This window comes from Rhodococcus sp. 05-2256-B1 (assembly GCF_002258465.1).
Classification (GTDB): domain Bacteria; phylum Actinomycetota; class Actinomycetes; order Mycobacteriales; family Mycobacteriaceae; genus Rhodococcoides; species Rhodococcoides fascians.
Window position 1 is genome coordinate 121,234 of the sequence record NZ_NOZA01000015.1, and the last position, 18,689, is coordinate 139,922.

The 18,689-nt window shown below is 63.7% G+C and carries 13 protein-coding genes and 1 tRNA gene; 4 read left to right on the forward strand and 10 right to left on the reverse strand.

Going from position 1 to position 18,689, the window contains the following annotated elements; translation table 11 throughout:
* Window positions 1-79: 79 nt before the first annotated feature.
* The 5 genes from CH285_RS06605 to CH285_RS06625 form a co-directional block, all read right to left on the reverse strand.
* Window positions 80-1,606, reverse strand: a complete 1,527-nt coding sequence (locus tag CH285_RS06605) for a flippase (RefSeq protein ID WP_094644338.1) — start codon at window positions 1,604-1,606, stop codon at window positions 80-82.
* Complete coding sequence (locus CH285_RS06610) at window positions 1,606-2,658, reverse strand: glycosyltransferase family 4 protein (RefSeq protein WP_032370193.1); 1,053 nt, start codon at window positions 2,656-2,658, stop codon at window positions 1,606-1,608. The genes CH285_RS06605 and CH285_RS06610 overlap by 1 nt, the downstream gene beginning before the upstream one ends.
* A complete protein-coding gene (locus tag CH285_RS06615; protein WP_094644337.1) occupies window positions 2,568-3,941 on the reverse strand; it encodes an O-antigen ligase family protein in 1,374 nt (457 codons plus the stop codon). Before CH285_RS06615 ends, CH285_RS06610 begins: the two co-directional genes overlap by 91 nt.
* A gap of 40 nt (window positions 3,942-3,981) precedes the next feature.
* Window positions 3,982-5,460 carry a sugar transferase gene (locus CH285_RS06620; protein WP_255032535.1) on the reverse strand — a complete coding sequence of 493 codons (1,479 nt, stop codon included), beginning with the start codon at window positions 5,458-5,460 and terminating at the stop codon, window positions 3,982-3,984.
* Window positions 5,461-5,614: 154 nt separating this feature from the next.
* Window positions 5,615-6,322: a GAF domain-containing protein gene (locus tag CH285_RS06625; protein WP_027497622.1), complete on the reverse strand. Its 708-nt coding sequence runs from the start codon at window positions 6,320-6,322 to the stop codon at window positions 5,615-5,617.
* Window positions 6,323-6,471: 149 nt separating this feature from the next.
* Between CH285_RS06625 and CH285_RS06630 the strand changes: the two genes are divergently transcribed.
* Together CH285_RS06630 and CH285_RS06635 are read left to right on the forward strand one after the other, a co-directional pair.
* Window positions 6,472-7,581 (forward strand): cellulase family glycosylhydrolase, encoded by a 1,110-nt coding sequence (locus tag CH285_RS06630; protein WP_037219422.1) that lies wholly within the window; start codon window positions 6,472-6,474, stop codon window positions 7,579-7,581.
* 44 nt (window positions 7,582-7,625) lie between these two features.
* Window positions 7,626-8,558: an alpha/beta hydrolase gene (locus CH285_RS06635; protein ID WP_094644401.1), complete on the forward strand. Its 933-nt coding sequence runs from the start codon at window positions 7,626-7,628 to the stop codon at window positions 8,556-8,558.
* On the opposite strand, the gene CH285_RS06640 is transcribed toward CH285_RS06635, so the two are convergent.
* Window positions 8,552-12,733: a bifunctional nitrate reductase/sulfite reductase flavoprotein subunit alpha gene (locus tag CH285_RS06640; RefSeq protein WP_094644336.1), complete on the reverse strand. Its 4,182-nt coding sequence runs from the start codon at window positions 12,731-12,733 to the stop codon at window positions 8,552-8,554. The two genes, CH285_RS06635 and CH285_RS06640, sit on opposite strands and share 7 nt — an antisense overlap.
* Window positions 12,734-12,956: 223 nt before the next feature.
* Between CH285_RS06640 and CH285_RS06645 the strand changes: the two genes are divergently transcribed.
* Window positions 12,957-14,150 (forward strand): L,D-transpeptidase, encoded by a 1,194-nt coding sequence (locus CH285_RS06645; protein ID WP_032370364.1) that lies wholly within the window; start codon window positions 12,957-12,959, stop codon window positions 14,148-14,150.
* Window positions 14,151-14,160: 10 nt separating this feature from the next.
* On the opposite strand, the gene CH285_RS06650 is transcribed toward CH285_RS06645, so the two are convergent.
* The 3 genes from CH285_RS06650 to orn form a co-directional block, all read right to left on the reverse strand.
* Window positions 14,161-14,901, reverse strand: coding sequence for a M23 family metallopeptidase (locus CH285_RS06650; RefSeq protein ID WP_205912818.1), 741 nt, complete (start codon window positions 14,899-14,901; stop codon window positions 14,161-14,163).
* A gap of 330 nt (window positions 14,902-15,231) precedes the next feature.
* Window positions 15,232-15,307, reverse strand: a tRNA-His gene (locus CH285_RS06655).
* 78 nt (window positions 15,308-15,385) lie between these two features.
* Window positions 15,386-15,997, reverse strand: a complete 612-nt coding sequence (orn, locus tag CH285_RS06660; RefSeq protein WP_027497616.1) for an oligoribonuclease — start codon at window positions 15,995-15,997, stop codon at window positions 15,386-15,388.
* Window positions 15,998-16,091: 94 nt separating this feature from the next.
* Between orn and CH285_RS06665 the strand changes: the two genes are divergently transcribed.
* Window positions 16,092-17,819 (forward strand): helicase HerA-like domain-containing protein, encoded by a 1,728-nt coding sequence (locus CH285_RS06665; protein ID WP_094644335.1) that lies wholly within the window; start codon window positions 16,092-16,094, stop codon window positions 17,817-17,819.
* Between the two features lie 48 nt (window positions 17,820-17,867).
* On the opposite strand, the gene cmrA is transcribed toward CH285_RS06665, so the two are convergent.
* Window positions 17,868-18,671: a mycolate reductase gene (cmrA, locus tag CH285_RS06670; RefSeq protein WP_032374479.1), complete on the reverse strand. Its 804-nt coding sequence runs from the start codon at window positions 18,669-18,671 to the stop codon at window positions 17,868-17,870.
* Window positions 18,672-18,689: the final 18 nt, after the last annotated feature.

The window sequence follows — 18,689 nt, forward strand, 5'->3', positions numbered from 1 at the left end:
GGAAAAGATCGTGAAACCGAACTTCGGCTCCGAAGCCTGCCGCCGGAATCGGGTGATTCGTCTGTTGTGTATCCGCTTCTCACTGCACGTGCGCACGGTGTCGTCCTTTCTCGGCTGATCCCGGCATCGGTGACTCGACGACTCCGATGGCAACGCACGCGGCGAGCGAGGTCGCGACCAGTAATGCCGCCCCGACGGACACGAGCAGCCACAGGCCGGGGTAGTGCTGTACCAGGAACCAGCCGCCCACCGTGACGGCCGCGGTGATCACGACGACGACCGAAAGGGACTGCACCGGAAGTAGTCCGGGGATGGGCATGCTTCGCGCTATCACGATCCACAGCAGGACGAGGGTGGTTCCGATCGTCGCGACCGTGGAGATGGCAGCTCCGTCATAAGACATCCGTGGGATCAGCACGAGGTTCAACCCGATGTTCAGGGCCAGGCCGACCAACGCAACCACGGGGTAGTGACGCTGCATCCCGGCCGAGGCCAGCAGAAAGATGCCCAGCATCACCAAAGACATCAGTGCCGCGCCGATGACGAGCAGCCGGGCCGCGTGTGCTCCGTCCACGAATCTGTCGCCGTACAGCAGGCCGATCAACGGCTCGGCCGACGGTACGAATGCCGCCACGGCCATTGCACCGAAGACTGCGAACAGCAGTGCGGCCGAACGGGTGCGCGCTCGAAATGCAGTGGTGTCGTGAGGCCACGACGCCACGAGCAGGGTGCTGATCGGTGCCACTGCCGCCAATACGAAGGTGTCGATCATGTCGGAGAATTTGTAGCCGATCGAGTACAGACCGACGGCCTCGAACGTGTCGAGGAGGCTGAGCATCAGCATGTCGATCTTGAGCATGGCAATGGTGAGGGCGAAGCCGATGGCGAGGGGCACGGCCTCCCTCAGATACGGACCCCAGCGGCGCACCTCGATGTGCCTCGACGGTCGCAACCCCATGGAACGGTTGCCTATGCCGAAACCCTTGGTGATCAGTTTGAACACCTCGTTGACCACAGCCGGCAGTACGAAGATCAGCAGGGTGGGAGCGAGCACGGCCGCCAACACGGTCAAGGCCAACTGGATTGCCTGACCGGCACTTTCGGCCACCGCCACCAGAATCAGCCGGTGACGGCTCTGGAAGAGGACGCTCAAGGCGTGGCCCGGTGTGGCGAACACGACCACCAGTCCACCCAGCACCGTCGCGAGGACCACCTCGCTCGGATACTGCAGTAGGAGAACGTATGCCACGGCCAGTACGTAACCCACCAGTCCGAGGGCAGTACGCAGGGCCAGAAACGACGACGCGGTTCGACCGATTTCCTCGGGATCGTCGTCCATCAACTTCGCCAGCACGACGCGTCCGACTCCCAGGTCGGTGACGACGGACATCAGGCCCAGCAGTGCGAAGACGAAACTGAACTGACCCCAGTCGTCCGCTCCGAGGGACCTCGCGACGACGACACTGCCGACCCAGCCCAGCGCCGCGATGATCACTCTGCTGATCAGAACGGCAATCGTCGCCTTGGCTGCGGCCTTCGGATCCGCTGCGATCGCGCGGTAGTCCGGGGGCTGCTCTGTGCCGTCGAGCGCGAGCTCGTCCGACATCAAACCACGCCCGCGGCTCGATACGCGTCGGCAGTGAGCTCAGCCGTTCGACGCCAACTGATCTCGCGAGAGGCGTCGGCTGCCGCGCCGACGAGGGCTGCGCGTGCATCCGCGTCGAAAGCGATGGGTTTCATCGCGTGCACCCAGTCGTCCACGTTCTCCGATGCGACGAGCACGGCACCGTCGCCGACGACGTCGGGGAGGGCACCGACTGCACTGGCGACGACCGCGCCACCCGAGGCCATGGCCTCGACGGGTGGGAGCCCGTAGCCCTCGTAGCGAGAGGCGTACGCGGTGACGGTCGCAGCTGCATAGAGGGCAGGCAGGTCCTCGACATCGACGTACCCGAGCCCACGGGAATTGCGGGGAGCGTGGGGACCGGTCGAGCCGGCTCCGGCCAGCAAACACGGGATACCCAGACTCTCCGCTGCGTCGGCCACCAGCTGAACGTTCTTGCGAGGCTCCACCGTTCCGACCTGCATGACGAAACGGTCCGGTAGGTCGTACTTGGACCGAACAGCGTCCACTCGGCTGTCGGTGGGGACTTCTGCCCACGCTGCGGGTGCCAGGCCGACGACGGTGGCGTCGCGGCCGCTGACGGCCTTGATCCGGTCGGCGGTGAATTGCGAGACAGCGATGAGCAGATCGGCACGGCGCAGAGCTCGCCGCACCAGTCTCTGTTCACCGAGCGCGCGAAATCTACTGGAGGCCGACGGCATGTCGATGACCGAAAGATCGTGCACCGTGGCGACTGTGAAGGCCTTGGTGACAAACGGAAGGTCGACGTCCAGGCCGTGTACGACATCGCACCGGCCGACGGGGAGTGCGCCGAGCACCGCCCGAGCCGCACCGCTGGTGACAGGCCGTTCCATCGCCCGAACCGAGGGTGGCAGCTCGCCGACGGCGTCGCGCTGCACCACCGCGGTGAGATCGGCGTCGGGCAGACGATGCGGTAGCTCGTTCAGGAGCTCGCGAATGTAGGTCTGTACTCCACTTCCGCCCGGCCTGAGGGCGAGCGCCCCGAAGACGATTCGTGTTGCGCTGCTGCGCATCCCACCACTCCTAACAAGAGCCAGAAATAGACATCGATCGGAAAGATCTCGAAATACGTGGAGACCAGACTGGCGAACATGGCGGCGACGATCGAAGCGCCGACGCCGAGAGCGAGCGCCCCGTCGTCGCCCCGTAGTGCCCGGGACAGGCGTGTGCACCACAGCAACGACGTCACCAGCAGCGCCACCACCGCCCAGAGGCCGATCGGCCCCAGTTCGAGCAGGGCCTTCACGTAGTAGTTGTCGGGTTGGTAATTGGTCGAGAGTCCAGATTGAGTGAACGCTCGGCCATCGGCGGTGGAAATGCGGTCTGCCGCAGATCCACTCGATCCCAGACCCGTGCCGAAGGGATGAATCAGGATGCTGGCGATGATGTTGGCCCAACCGTCACCGCGTTGACCCAGACTGCTGGACGAGAAGAAGACCGACGTGATCTTGGGTACGAAGGGGACCGTGACGGCGACGGCCAGAGCCGCCAGAGCAAACGGCGCAGCGAGGTATCGAAAACGCACGGCGATCAAGTAGATGACCCCGACCGCGAGCCCGAGTATCGCTCCACGCACGATCGAACTGGACATCGCGACCACCATCATCGGAGACGCGCAGAGAAACAACAAGTTTCGACGACGGCGCGGATCGGCCAGTGCGACCGCACCGCCGACGAGTAACGCCAACATCACGTACAGCCCGAACGGGAACGGCAGGTTGAACGTGCTGAACGTGCGCAGCAGCCCGCCAGATGTTCGGACCTGCGTGCCGTATTCGTAACCCAGCGACACCAGTGCGGCGGGCCCGGCCACCAGTTGAGCGATGCCGACGGCAGACGTGAACACACCCATGCCCATCAGAACCGAGACGAGGTGGTCACGGTCTTTGGCGTCGAACGGCGCGAGCCACATGACTACTACCAGCAGAACGTAGAAGAAGGTGACCTTGATGCCGAACAGACCGACTATTCCGAACGTGGCGAATGCAGACACGCTGCCGAACACGACGAACACCGCAGCCGCCGGCCACCACGGCACGAACACCCGAGCAGGCGAGCCGGGGACATGTCGTGGTCGGCGTAACCACGCACACAGCACCGTGAAGACGACAAGGCCTTCCTTCCAGCCCGACACGACCCCGGGAAGGGGAACGAGAACCAGAAGTCCGTGCAGTGGAACCAATCCCGCCAACAGCAACACTCCACGTTGCGGGCGGCGGTAGATGGCCGATGCCACCGCGCAGCCGAGCACGAGGACCACCGCTGCGCCGAAAGCAAGCGCAACGTACGTGATCACGGGGTGACCCGAACGTGGCGGTGTTCGGCGTAGACCACGATCAGTCCTCGGCGCGTTTCAGAACGGCCAGCACGGTGAGGAACAGGATCTTGACATCGAGCCAGATGGACCAGTTCTCGATGTAGTAGTTGTCCCACTCCGCGCGGTCGGCAATGGAGGTCTGGCCGCGAAGGCCGTGCACCTGCGCCCATCCCGTCACGCCGGCCTTGACCCGGTGCCGTTCGCCGTACCGACGGATCTGCATCTCGAACAGGTCCACGTATTCGGGCCGCTCCGGCCTGGGGCCGACCAAGCTCATGTCGCCACGAAGGACGTTGAGCAGCTGGGGCAGCTCGTCCAACGAGGTCTGTCGCATGATCTTTCCGATACGGGTTCTCCGGTCGACACCCTCGACGCCGCCGGGTGCGTCCCCGGCCTTCCGCTCGAACGCCGCGTCGGATGCCCGCGGGGGCCGCATGGACCGAAACTTCAGGCAGTCGAACGGCAACCCATCACGGCCGATTCGCTCCTGTGCGAAGAAGATCGGGCCGGGGGAGCTCAGGCGCACGAGCAGCATCAGCGTCAGGAAGACGGGGGAGAGCAGCAGGAGTCCGAATGCCGTCAGGACTCGATCCAGTACACCCTTCAGGGCGAACTGCCACCCCTTGGGATTGACGTGTGGCAGCACCATCAGCGGCAAGCCGCCGATGTGTTCGACACGAGTGTTGACGCCGACGGCGTCGTACAGCCTGGGCACCACCCACACCCGCATGCCGAGTCGGTGCGCAGTCCTGATCGCGCCGACCAATATTCGGTCTTCTGTCGGAGCGAACGCAACTATCAGCTCTTCCGCACCGGTCCTGCGCGCAACTGCCTCCAAATCGCTGGGCAGTCCCAGGTGCGGCAGATCGGGCAGCTCGCCTCCCGATGAGACGTCGGCGACGGGGATTTCTCCTACGTAACCGACCGGAGCGAGACCGTACTCAGGAAATTGTCTTGTGCGAGAGACGAGTTGATGCGCGATCGGGTCGTTGCCGAGCACGATGGTCGGTGCTGCCGATCCGAATTTGGTGCGAATCACGCGCTGGACGACGATGCGTACGAGCCGGACGATCGCAATCGTGAATGCGCTGAGCAGCCACAGTCGCAACACGACCGCGCTGGGCCGGTACTCGGTGTCGGCGAGGAACATCACGACCATCAACGCGAGCGCAGCGAATGCAACAGCCGTTTCGGCAGGCCCGATCTCGTCGAGAAAGTTGCGACGAAGGCTGCGCCTGTACATCGACTTGCCCGCCATGATTCCGATGAGCAGCGGGAGGAAGAGCCATGGCAGCCAGCCGGTGTCGACGAGACTGCCCGAATACCACAGCAGCGCTCCGGTAACTGCGACCGCGGCACCGAACACGTCGACCGCAACATTGACGGCGGTGTTCAGCGGATCGACCCGTAGTCGGTCCGCGAGTGTGCGACGGGCTACGACGACGTCGGGCTCGGCAGCCCGCGGGCGAGTGTGGGGTGATTCCAGTGTTTCGGGCACGGCTTCTTCCGGTGGTTAGTTTCGAATGAGGTCGGTCCTGAATATCCCAATTAATGTATACCGCCACGAAAGTGGACACCCGGTCGACTTCACGAAAAAAACTCGAAGTCGGTTGTAGGTCGAAAATGCTAATACTTGTCGGGGAAAGCGCCCCTTATTCGAAAACTCGCTCGCGAATAATCCAGGCCAAGTCCTGCAGTATCTGAACGTGGCCGGTGGTCCACTGCCGCGGCTGTCGATCCCACACGCACAGGGTTCCGACGGAATGGCCGTCATCGTCGGTGAGCGGAACTCCGAGGTAGGAAACAAACAGGTTGCTCTGGACCGACGGATGATCCTTGAGGGCGTCGTTGAGTCTCGCGTCTTCCACCACCAGCGGCTGGCCTAGATCGATCGCATAACGGCAGATGGACGCTTCGAGAGGAACCTCTTGCGCGCCACCGAGTTCCGACGGCAGTCCGAGTGCACTCTTGAAGTACTGACGCTTGTCGTCGAGAAGCGAGAATGCGGCAGACGGAGCGCTCAATGCATCGGCGACCATCGCGACGATCCGGTCGTAGCCGGAGTCGGATCCGGTGTCCATCAACCCTGTCCGAGTCACTGCTGCCAGCCTCTCGGGGTCGTCGATCGGCGTACCGAATGCCCGGGTCACCTCGGCCGGTTCGACGCCCTTCTCCGAAGCGGCCTGCAAAGCCCGGAGCAGAGCACCGACCTCGGAATCCTGATCGTCGGACAGTTCACGAACGAGTCGATCGACCACGGCCCGCCGAATGAATTCATCGGTCCCGAGGCCGGATTTCTCCGCCTGCCGGGCGAGTAACTCGTTGAGACGCTCGTCGAAACCGGGAAATCCTGTTGTCATTGGGCATATGGTAGTACAGGCAATGTCGTCCTACCGATGACTGCGGGGTCGAATTCTGCGTCAATCCGAATCGTTGCCGTAATTGCCACAAAGCGTATGACAATCCGTTTCGGCGAAGATCGCCTACCGGTGTTGCTATCATCCCGCAGATGAAAGCAAATGCTCCTCTGCGGGTGATGGCCGTTCTTGCGGCTCTGGTGTTGCCGTTCGCTGCGACGCCGGCAGTGGGTGCATCTCCCGTCGTGCGGGCTCAGGCCGGTCCGGTGAACTGTGGCGGGCAGTCCGACGCCATCCGGATCGGAGTCTCGCCGGGCGCGTCGATAGGTAGCCTCTCCCCAGCAGATCTGGATCGCGAACTGACGCTTGCCAAAGCCGCGGGAGCCTTCGCGGTTCGTCTCGACATCGATTGGTCCGCAATCGAATCGACACGGGGCGCTTTCGATTGGAGTCGAACGGACCGAGTGATCGATGCCGTCGTGGCCCACGGGATGTGCCCGCACGGGATCATCGCCTACACCCCCAGATGGGCGCGAGTAGCTGCCGCGGTCAACGATTCTCACTCCCGTCCTGCAAACCCGTCCACTTACGCGGCTTTCGCCAAGACGGTGGTTCAGCGGTACCAGAACCGCATCAAGATCTGGGAAGTATGGAACGAGCCGAACATCGTGACGTTCTTCAAGCCCGTTCCCGACGTCACGGCGTACTCGGCGCTGCTTCGAGCGGCCTACACGGCGATCAAACAGGTGCAGCCCGGTTCGACCGTGCTCGTCGGTGGGATGGCACCGTCCGAGGACACGAACGGCAACATCGCGGGCACGTCGTTCCTGTCGAAGATGTACGCGCAAGGATCCAACAAGTACTTCGACGCCTTCAACGTGCATCCCTACACGTGGCCGTACCTACCCAACGACCCCAGCACAGCGTCATGGAACACCGCCATGAAGATGTGGTCGATGCGAGACACCATGGTTGCCGGCGGTGACAGTGGCAAACAGATCTGGATCACCGAATTCGGCGCACCGACCGGGACCAACCCCAACAGCGTCAGCGAGCAGGTGCAATCGGACAGCATCGGGATCGTTCTCGACGCCGTCCTCGGCAACGATTGGCTCGGACCGGCTTACGTCTACAGTCTCCGAGACGCCGGGTCCGACACCGCCGACACCGAACAGAACTTCGGCTTGGTTCGCAGAGACTGGACCCCCAAGATCGCCTACGGTCGCGTCGATGCCTACGCCGCGGAGCATTCGGCACCGTAGATCGACCGATTCCGCTGCCGGTGTTCGTGGGCTATGGTTCGCCCATGAATTCGCAGCCGGGGGGCGCGGTCCCTGATCGTAAGGACATCACGTTCGACTCGAACGGCGTCGACTGTGCGGCGTGGCTGTACCTGCCCGACAGCACCGAGCCGGCCCCGGTGATCGTCATGGCGCACGGTCTCGGCGGAACCCGGGGAATGCGACTCGACGCCTACGCAGAACGATTTCGCGCCGAGGGCTACGCGTGCCTGGTGTTCGACTATCGGTACTTCGGAGACAGTGGCGGGCGACCGCGACAATTGCTCGATATCGAGTCCCAGTTGCAGGACTGGGCCGCAGCGATCGCGTGCGCCTGGGGTCGGCAGGACGTGGACGGTTCGCGAATCGTGTTGTGGGGCTCGTCGTTCGGCGGTGGCCACGTCATCGTCGCGGCAGCACGGGATCAGCGTGTCGCCGCGGTGGTCGCGCAGTGTCCGTTCACCGACGGCATCGCCTCCGGGCTCGCTTCGAACACATGGACCTCGGTCAAACTGTCCGTGCGGGCCGTGCGCGATCTGCTGGGATCGGTGATCGGGCGGCCGCCGGTGATGGTGGCGACCGCCGGACGACCGGGGACTACCGCATTGATGACGTCACCCGACAGTTACGACGGGTACCTCGCGCTCGCTCCGGACTCCGACGAGTCGTTCCACAATCGGGTTGCCGCCCGCTTCGCGCTGCAGATCGTGCGCCATCGGCCCGGACGTCGAGCGAAGGACGTCCGCTGCCCGATACTCTTCGTCGTCTGCAACACGGATTCTGTGGCGCCGGCGAAGGCCACCCTGCGATACGCCCGGACAGCCCCGCTCGGGGAGATCGAAACCTATGACGCAGGCCATTTCGACATCTATCTCGGTAATGACTTCGAGCAGGTGGTCGCAGACCAAATCGCCTTCCTCCTGCGCACTGTCCCGCCGCTGGTGGCTGCGGATCAGTAGACGTCGCGCACGTACCGCTTCTCCGCAGCGAGAGCCTTGACGTAAGCCTCGGCACTGCTCGGGGCCAGTTTCCCGTGCTGTGCGACCACGCCTTTCAGGGCCGCATCCACGTCTTTGGCCATTCTCGACGCGTCGCCGCAGACATAGAAGTGGGCACCTCGGTGAATCCAGTTCCAGAGCTCGCTGCCGTGTTCACGCATACGATCCTGCACGTAGACCTTGTCCTTCTGATCCCGGGAAAAGGCGACGTCGAGACGGTCGAGCGACCCGTCGCTCAGCATCGCGGTGAGTTCGTCGCGGTAGTAGAAGTCGGTGTCCGCGTGCTGTTCGCCGAAGAAGAGCCAGTTCGGGCCGGTGTGCCCGAGCGCGCGCCGCTCGTGCAGGAACGCCCGGAACGGTGCAATGCCGGTGCCGGGACCGACCATGATCATCGGCGTGGCGGGATCCTCGGGCGGTTTGAAATGGGTCGATTTCTGTACGAATATCCCGATGTCATGGTTGGCGGCATGGTCGGCCAGATACGTCGAGCACACCCCGCGTCGAGCGACACCGTGCACGTTGTATCGCACAGCCGAGACGGTCACCTGCACCTCCTCGGGATTCTCCTTCGGGCTCGACGAGATGGAATACAGACGCGGCTGCAACGGCTTGAGAACGCCGAGCCAATCGTCCACCGACGCGCGAACCGGATGTGCGGCAAGTACATCGATCGATTGCCGTCCCCACATCCAGTCGGCGAGCGTGTGTCTGTTGTCCGGATGCAACATGGCCTCGAGGTCGTCGTCCGCGGTACGCCGGTGTACGAACTTCAACAGATCCGGTGTGGCACGGGCGATCTCGAGGTGCCGACCCAACGCCGTACGGAGCGGCATTTCACCGTGCTCGGCCAGTTCGACGACGGCGTCACCGTCGAGTCCGGTGGCACTGAGCCACTCCTGCACGTACTGGTCACTGTTGCGAGGCCAGACCCCGAGTGCGTCACCCACCTCGTATTCGAGGGTGCCCGCGGGAAGGTGGAATCCGAGTTGACGGACGTCCTTGAGCGATCCGCGTGCGGTGAGCACTCGATTCCGAACGAGAGTGGTCACGAGGGGCGACTTCTTGCTGTACCGCGGTTCTACGTCAGCAGCCGCAGGCCGACATGCGGGTGCCGCAGGCGCGGTCGCGGGGTCGGACGTTGGCGAGTCACCTGCCAGCAGCGCGCTCACCGAGTCGAGCCACTCGGCGGCCTCGTTCTCGTAGTCGGGCTCGAGGTCGACCCTGCCGAGTAGTCGCCGCGCACCGAGTTGCTCGAGGCGTTCGTCGATCTTGCGGCCGTGCCCGCAGAAGTCTGCGTAACTCGAGTCGCCGAACGCCAGCACGGCGTAACGGATTCCGTCCAGTGCAGGTACCGAATCTGTTGTCAGGCTCTCCCAGAAGGTTGCGCCGTTGTCGGGTGCTTCGCCGTCCCCGGTGGTACTGCTGACGATCAACACGTCGGCCTCGGCCGGTAGTCGGTCTGCGGTGAAGGAGTCCATGGAGTGTTCGGTGACGGCAGACCCAGCAGCTCGCAGATGAGAAACACTGGACTGGGCGAACTCCTCGGCAGTTCCCGTCTGCGAGGCCCACAGCAGGAGCAGTGGTCTGCCCGCTGCCGACGAGGTGTCCCCGGCGGTTGCTTCGGTGCCCGGCGAGGGAGTGCGCGAGAACAGGCCTGCGAGAACACCGTCGAGCCACGCGTGCGTCTCGGGAGTCAGCGGGGTCTTTTCGGGCAGCGTGGGGGTTCCCGGCGCAGAACGGGCGGCGTCGGTCCGAAGTCCCTCCAGCAGGCCTGCCATGTAACTTTGTTCGATGACGGTGAAAGGTTCTGCGGGTCGGCTCGGGCGGCCGACCAACACGGCGAGAGCGTCGACCGGGTCGTGCACGTCCTCGGACGTATCGGACGAATCCGATTGAGCAGCAGATACTTTCGTCAGCGACACGGCGCAGGCCTTGAATTCGGGTTGCTGCGAGTAGGGATCGACGGCGTCATTGGTCACCGCGTTGATCGCCAGGGATTCACCGAACTCGTCGCTCCAGTGGAACGGTGCGAAGCAGCCGCCGGGTAACACTCGGTCGGTAACGACAACGGGCAGTGCTGCACGGCCTCGACGCGACGACAGTTCGACGGTATCGCCGTCGGACAGATCGAGCCGGCCCGCATCGGTCGGATGTATTTCCACGAACGGGCCGGGGTTCAGTTTGTTCAGCTTCGCGACTTTGCCGGTCTTGGTCATGGTGTGCCACTGATGGGGGAGTCGCCCCGTGTTGAGCAGGAACGGATAGTCGTCGTCCGGCATTTCGGCCGGTGCCATGGCGGGTCGGGCGAGAAACTGCGCTCGACCGCTTGCGGTGGGGAACGACAGGGCAGGAATCGAGCCGTCCTCCGACACCCGCAGGGTTTGGCTGACTCCGTCGTTGAGGTACCGGATGGGGTGTCTGGTGGTAGCCGACTCGGGCGGGCACGGCCACTGAATCGAACCCTCGCGGAGCCCGTCGTAGGTGACGCCGCGAATGTCGTAACCGGTGGCGGGGTTCGAGAACTGCTTGATCTCCTCGAAGATCTCTTCGGCACTGGAGTACGTGAACGACTCGGAATAGCCGAGAGCGCAGGCCATGTCGGCGATGATCTTCCAGTCGGGGAGTGCTCCGCCGGGTGCTTCGACAGCCGGCTCGAACAGCGTGAGGTTCCGCTCGGAGTTGACCATGACACCATGGGCCTCGGTCCACAGCGCAGCGGGCAGCATCACATCGGCGTATCGGTTGGTCTCGGTGTCGGCGAAGGCGTCTTGGGTGATCACCAGTTCGGCACGTTCGAGACCATCGATCACGGTTGTTCGATTGGCTACGGACGCAACAGGATTGGTGCAGATGATCCAGCAAGCTTTGATGTCGCCCGCAGCCAACTTCGAGAACATCTCGATGGTTCCACCACCGACGTCGGTGCGCAGTGTTCCGGGCGGGATTCCCCAGGCCTGCTCGACGAACGCGCGGTCGGTGTCGTTGGTGACCGCCCGTTGGCCCGGCAGTCCGGGGCCCATGTATCCCATTTCCCGGCCACCCATCGCGTTCGGCTGACCGGTCAACGAGAAGGGGCCGCTGCCGGTCCGGCAGATAGCACCCGTCGCCAGGTGGAGATTGCACAGTGCGTTGGTGTTCCAGGTGCCGTGGGTGGACTGATTGAGTCCCATCGTCCAACAGCTCATCCAGTTCTCTGCAGTCCCGATCATCTTCGCTGCGGCACGCAGATCTTCCTCGGCGAGACCGGTTGCAGCGCAGATCTTCTCGGGGGTGTAATCGCGAAGAAACTCCGGCATCGCGTCCCAGCCGTCCGTGAACTGGGCGATGAAGTCTGGGTCTGTTTTTCCGCTGTCGACGATCAGAGCCAGCAGGCCGTTGAGCAGCGCCAGGTCGGATCCCGGTTCGAGCATGAGGTGCAGGTGCGCCTTGTCGGCGGTGGCGGTGCGCCGCGGATCGACCACGATCAGTTTCGCACCGGCCTTGACCCGGTCCATCATTCGCAGAAACAGGATGGGGTGGCAGTCGGCCATATTGGAGCCGATGACGAGGAACACGTCGGCGTTGTCGAAGTCTTCGTACGACCCCGGCGGACCGTCGGCTCCGAGTGACTGCTTGTAGCCGGTCCCCGCGCTGGCCATGCACAATCGTGAGTTGGATTCGATCTGATTGGTACCGATGAACCCTTTGGCCAGTTTGTTCGACAGGTACTGAGCCTCGATCGACATCTGCCCCGATACGTACAGCGCAACGGAATCGGGTCCGTGTTCGTCGAGGATCGTGCGGAGCCTGCGGGCAGTATCGGTGATGGCCACCGAGGTGTCCGTACTCTCCGGCCGGTCACCGCGCCGGTGGCGAATTCGAGCCTTGTCGAGGCGGCCCGGCGCGGCAAGCATGTCTGCGGTGGTGCTTCCCTTGGTGCACAGTCGGCCGAAGTTCGCCGGGTGGGTCTTGTCGCCGACCGACTTGGTGACCGTGGGCCCGATCGGCAGCGTCGACCGGGAGCTCGACTGGGACTTCGCCGCCGACGGCCCACCGACCTCGAGCACCATGCCGCATCCCACGCCGCAGTATGCGCAGAGTGTCTTCACCGTGGTGACCATGGCTTCCACAGTGCCCGGTGCAGTGTGCGCGGCCATTACACATCGGTTAGCCGGATATGACGTTGTCCTCACCGGGCGTCGAACGAGGCGGTGATGTGCGTTCGCGGCACCGCCCTGTGTGGCAGGGAGGTAACACCAACTTTCTGCAGCACGATTGGTACTCGAACGTTATTTGTCGAACGGGCTGTCGAGTGGAATGTGTGGATTCTGCGCTGGCAGAATCGTCCGGGTCGGGCTCGAAGTGGGAAGTGGTGTGTTCATGAGGGTGTCTCGAGGATTCGTTCTCGCCGCGGTGGGAGTTGTCGCTTCGGTGGCGGTGCTGTCCGGGTGCAGCTCGCAGACGGACATCTCCGAACCCTCCGTTCCGATCGATTCCAACCCGATGACCGAACTGATGAAACCGAAGCTGACCGCGAGCGTGCTCGACGGAGCAGTCGGATTCTCACCGGCGGACCCGGTGACCGTCTCGGTTGCGGACGGCAAGTTGTCCTCGGTCACCATGCTCAACCCCGACGGCGAGCCGGTATCGGGAGCCATTGCTCCGGACGGGCTGTCGTGGACCAACACCGAACCCCTCGGCTACAACCGCGAGTATCGAGTGCAGGCCGATGCGTACGGACTCGGAGGATCGTCGAGCACGGTGTCGAGCTTCACCACCAGCCAGCCGGGCAATTTCACCAAGCCCTACGTTCTGCCGAACCCGGGCGACGTGGTGGGTATCGGGCAGCCTGTCGCGGTCCAGTTCGACGAGGCGATCACCGACAAGCTTGCTGCCCAGAATGCGATCACGGTCACCACGACGCCGGCCGTGGAAGGTGCGTTCTACTGGGTGAACAACAAAGAGGTTCGCTGGCGACCGCAGAACTACTGGGCACCGGGCACCAAGGTCGACGTGGCCGTCAACGTGTACGGGCGTGATCTCGGTGACGACATCTACGGCCAGGAGAATGCGACGACGTCGTTCACGATCGGCGACGCGGTCATTGCCACTGCGGACGACAACACCAAGCAGGTGACGTTCAACGTCAACGGCCAGGACGTCATCACGATGCCGACATCGATGGGCAAGGACTCCACCCCGACGGACAACGGCGTCTACATCATCGGTGATCGATTCGAGCATCTCGTCATGGATTCGTCGACCTACGGTGTGCCGGTCAACTCGTCCACCGGGTACCGCACTCCGGTCGACTGGGCGACGCGTATGTCGTACAGCGGCATCTTCTTCCATTCCGCACCGTGGTCGGTGGGGCAGCAGGGCTACTCCAACGCCTCGCACGGGTGTCTGAACCTCAGTCCGACCAACGCCAAGTGGGTCTACGACAACACCAAGCGCGGTGACATCGTCGTGGTCAAGAACACCGTCGGTGGAACGTTGTCGGGCACCGATGGTCTCGGCGACTGGAACATTCCCTGGGACGAGTGGAAAGCGGGCAACGCCACCACTGTCTGATCGGTGTCGATCAGCTTCGATCGCGGGTTTGGTAGAGCGAAGGATCTATCCCGAGTGTCTTCAGGTACGCGACCGGTTCGATGCTCGAGCCGTTGTTGCGGACCTCGAAGTGCAGATGCGGTCCCGTCGAATTGCCGGTGCTGCCGACCGCCCCGAGGACATCTCCCGGTGCCACCTCGTCACCGACGGACACAGCGAGGCTGGACTGATGGCCGTAGTAGGTCTCGGTGTTTCCGCTCTTGACCCGAACGAGCTTGCCGTAGCCGTCGCCCGCGTCTCCGGCCTGAACGACGGTTCCGCCGGTCACCGCATGGATCGGGGTTCCGCTGTCGGCAGCCAGGTCCACACCCTGGTGGTACTGCGCGCCGTTGCCAGTCGGGTTGTTGCGTCCGCCGTAACCCGAAGTGATGCGATATTTGCCTGCGTCGATCGGGAGCACGGCACCGCCGAGCCCCACCGTGGGCGGCGCACTCGGAAGTTCGATCTCGGGTACATCCGCGGGAGTTGCGGTATCCGGCACCGACAGCACGTCGCCGTCGAGAACGATCGCCGCGACCTGGTTGATGAGCACACCGGTGGCGTCGAGCACCGCGGCGAGTATTGCGGCCCGCTGCTGCGCATCGGGCTGGGGGATCGGGATCTGAGGCAATTCGATCGTGGGTTGAGCGGTGGCCACCGCTGGGCTGAGCAAGCCGGTTGTGCCGATGCACAGTGCTGCCGACAAGATCGAACCCGCTATGACTCTGTGCATTCTGCGACCCACGAAAAAGCCTCCTGGTCTCTGCCCGCCGTGCACCCGTCGGATGGGTGCGAGCTGGGCGTCGAGCATGTTCGGTGACGCTTCGGGGCACGCTGAACTCACGTAGCAGAAAACACATGAATCACGTTGGTACTTTTCTTCCCCAAAAGTGCCATTGGTAACCGTACGTCACAGAAACCCCATAAGAAACTCGAAAAGTGAATTACAACAACGTAATTCGAGGTCAGGGTGGGTACGCACCGTCCGCTCGAACACCCTGGCGAAGGGAGGAGTGAATGCACGAAAAAGGCCGGTCTCGCGAGGAGACCGGCCTTCTTCGTGTGGGGTGAGCGACGGGACTCGAACCCGCGACATCCAGGATCACAACCTGGTGCTCTACCAGCTGAACTACGCCCACCATTGCACGCGTCCGCAGAACCTTTTCGGGCTCTGCATCAGCAGCGTCGACAATACTAGCGGGTTGAATCCGAGGTTGCTAATCCGCCCCCGATTGCGTGTCGAGTTCGGCAACAACTGCTGCGATGTCGCTGGTAGAGGGCCCCGGCGGAGCCACGAAGGCCGTCCGGCGGTAGTACTGCAACTCTTTGATCGACTCCTTGATGTCCGCGAGGGCGCGGTGCGCAAGGCCCTTGGCCGGCTGCCCGTAGTAGATCCGTGGGTACCACCGTCGAGAAAGTTCCTTGATCGAGCTGACGTCGATCATTCGGTAGTGGAGGTAGGTGTCGAGCGCGGTCATGTCGCGAGAGATGAATCCACGATCGGTCCCGATCGAGTTTCCCGCGAGCGGAACCGTTCCGGCCACCGGGACGTGCTCCTTGATGTACGCGAGCACGCGCTGCTCGGCTTCCTCCAGGCTCACCGTCGACGCGCGCACCTCGTCGGTCAAGCCCGACTTGGCATGCATGTCGGTGACGACGGCCGGCATGTTCGCCAACGCATCGTCGTCGGCGTGGATGACGATGTCGACACCCTCCCCGAGGATGTTGAGCTCACTGTCGGTCACCAACGCCGCGATTTCGATCAGCTTGTCCTTGCTCAGGTCCAAGCCGGTCATTTCACAGTCGATCCACACGAGTTTGTCCTGCACTCGCTCCACAGTAGTGCGCCCACCACAGCCACTAGGGTTTGCGGTGGCGATCGACCCCGTTCACTTCAGCGCACGTTCACGAAAGGATGCGGACATGACAGGCGACCCGACGCAGCCGGCACCCACGCTCAGCCCTGCCGAGAAGGCGAAGGCGGCCAAAGCGGCGGCCGTGGAAGCCGCACGGGTGGCTGCCGAAGCTTTGGCTGCGGCCGACGCCGCCGAGGCCGAGGCGCGTGCCGCAGAGCAAGGGTCGGCACCGGCGGTGCAGGGTAAAGCAAGCGAGATCGCCGCCGGATACACATCGGCAGGTGCGGCATTGGAACTGGGAACCGTCGTTCTGGACGGTGTCACCGACCCCGCTGCCCGCATTCGTATTCCGTTGGCCACGTTGAACAGGCACGGTCTCGTTGCCGGGGCCACCGGAACCGGCAAGACCAAGACGCTTCAGGGGATAGCCGAACAGCTTTCTACCGCAGGGGTTCCCGTCGTCATGGCCGACGTCAAAGGAGATCTCTCGGGCTTGTCCGCGCCGGGCGAAGACAACGACAAGATCCGCAGCCGCGCTGCGGACACCGGCCTGACGGACTGGGCTCCAGCCGGACACCCGGTGGAATTTCTCTCGCTCGGCACTGAGGGAATCGGGGTGCCGGTGCGGGCCTCGATCACCGCGTTCGGACCGATTTTGCTCAGCAAAGTGTTGGGGCTCAACAACACTCAAGAGTCGACCCTGGGGCTGATCTTCCACTGGGCCGATTCCCAGGGACTTGCCTTGCTCGATCTCAAGGACCTGCGGTCGGTGATCATGCATCTGACGAGTGACGAAGGCAAAGCCGACCTGAAAGGCATCGGCGGTGTCTCGTCGGCGACCGCCGGAGTCATCCTGCGCGCCTTGGCCAATCTCGAGGCCGACGGCGGCGACACCTTCTTCGGCGAACCGGAACTCGAGACCGAGGACCTGCTCCGCGCCGGACCCGACGGACGAGGCGTCATCACCCTGTTCGAGCTCGGCGCTCAGGCGCCACGTCCGGTGATGTTCTCCACCTTCCTGATGTGGGTACTGGCCGATTTGTTCCAGACGTTGCCCGAGGTCGGTGACGTCGACAAGCCCAAGCTCGTGTTCATCTTCGACGAGGCGCATCTGCTCTTCGCCGACGCGTCGAAAGCCTTTCTGCAGCAGGTAGAACAGACCGTCAAGCTCATTCGCTCGAAGGGCGTCGGGGTCTTCTTCTGCACGCAGCTGCCCACCGACGTTCCCAACGATGTTCTCTCCCAATTGGGCGCGAGAATTCAGCATGCCCTTCGCGCGTTCACGCCCGATGACCAGAAGGCGTTGAACAAGACGGTGCGCACGTACCCCAAGACCGACGCCTACGACCTCGAGAAGGCACTGACGTCGTTGGGGACCGGAGAAGCGATCGTGACGGTGCTCTCGGAGAAAGGCGCGCCGACACCGGTGGCATGGACGAAGATTCGCCCGCCCCGCTCCCTGATGGACACCATCGGCAACGACGCCATCGCGGCTGCCGCGTCGTCGAGCACCCTGTCCGCCAAGTACCGCGAGACAATCGATCGCGAGTCCGCCTACGAGCGGATGAACGCTCGCGTGACCGACGTGCCCGCTCCGGCAGAGAAGTTCGATATCCCACCGCTGCCCGCCGATCTGCCGGATCTACCCCCGAGCGAGCCGGACGGGCCGTCGGCCGCGGAGCGCATCATGGGCAACCCAGCGGTCAAGAGCTTCCTTCGATCAGCTGCCTCGGCCGCCGGGCGGGAAATCTCGCGCAGCATCTTCGGAACCGGACGACGGCGTCGGCGGCGCTGAGCCTGCTCAGTCGGGAGAGGAGCCCGCAGAACGACCAGGATTCGGGTACTAGTTGCCCAGCTTCTTGTAGAAGCTGCCGATGATCGGCGCCGAAATGCTGCGCGGGCTGTACTGCCCGGCTACCGACATGCCCTTGCTCAGCAGACCCGGCACAACGCGCATCTTGTTCTTCGCAAGGCCGTCCAGTGACAGCTTCGCGGTGTAGGCGCTGTCGATCCACAGGAAGTCGGGAACCATCTTGTCGACGATCGACGCATCGGCCGGGTCGGGTGTCTCGGTGCGGACCGGGCCTGGAGCGAGCAGGGTGACGTTGACGCCGGTGCCCGCGAGCTCACCGCGCAGTGACTCCGAGAACGTGTTGACGAAGGCCTTCGTCGCGGCGTAGGTCGCGTTGTTGGGGATGGCCATGTTGCCCGCCGCAGAACCGGTGATGAGGATGCCGCCTGCTCCGCGACCGATCATGCCGGGCATGACCGCCAACGTGAGGTCGTGTACGGCAACGGCATTGAGCTCCACCTGATCACGCTCGTACGCGGGATCGAGCCCGGCCACCGGTCCGAACGTCGCGATGCCTGCGTTGTTGCACAGGATCGAGATCTCACGCTCGGAGAGCTCGGTGACCAGCTCCTGGCGCTGCTCGCGGTTGGACAGATCCGACGCCCGCACCTCGACGGTGACGCCGTGATCGGCGGTGAGCTTCGCGGCCAGCGCCTCGAGCAGTTCGCCGCGTCGGGCCACGACGATCAGCGAGTGACCACGGGTGGCGAGTTCGGTGGCCAGGGCTTCACCGATACCGGAGGAGGCTCCGGTGACGACGGCGCGGGCATCGGGGCTGGGCTTGGGCAGGCTCACGGTGAGACAGGCTAGCGG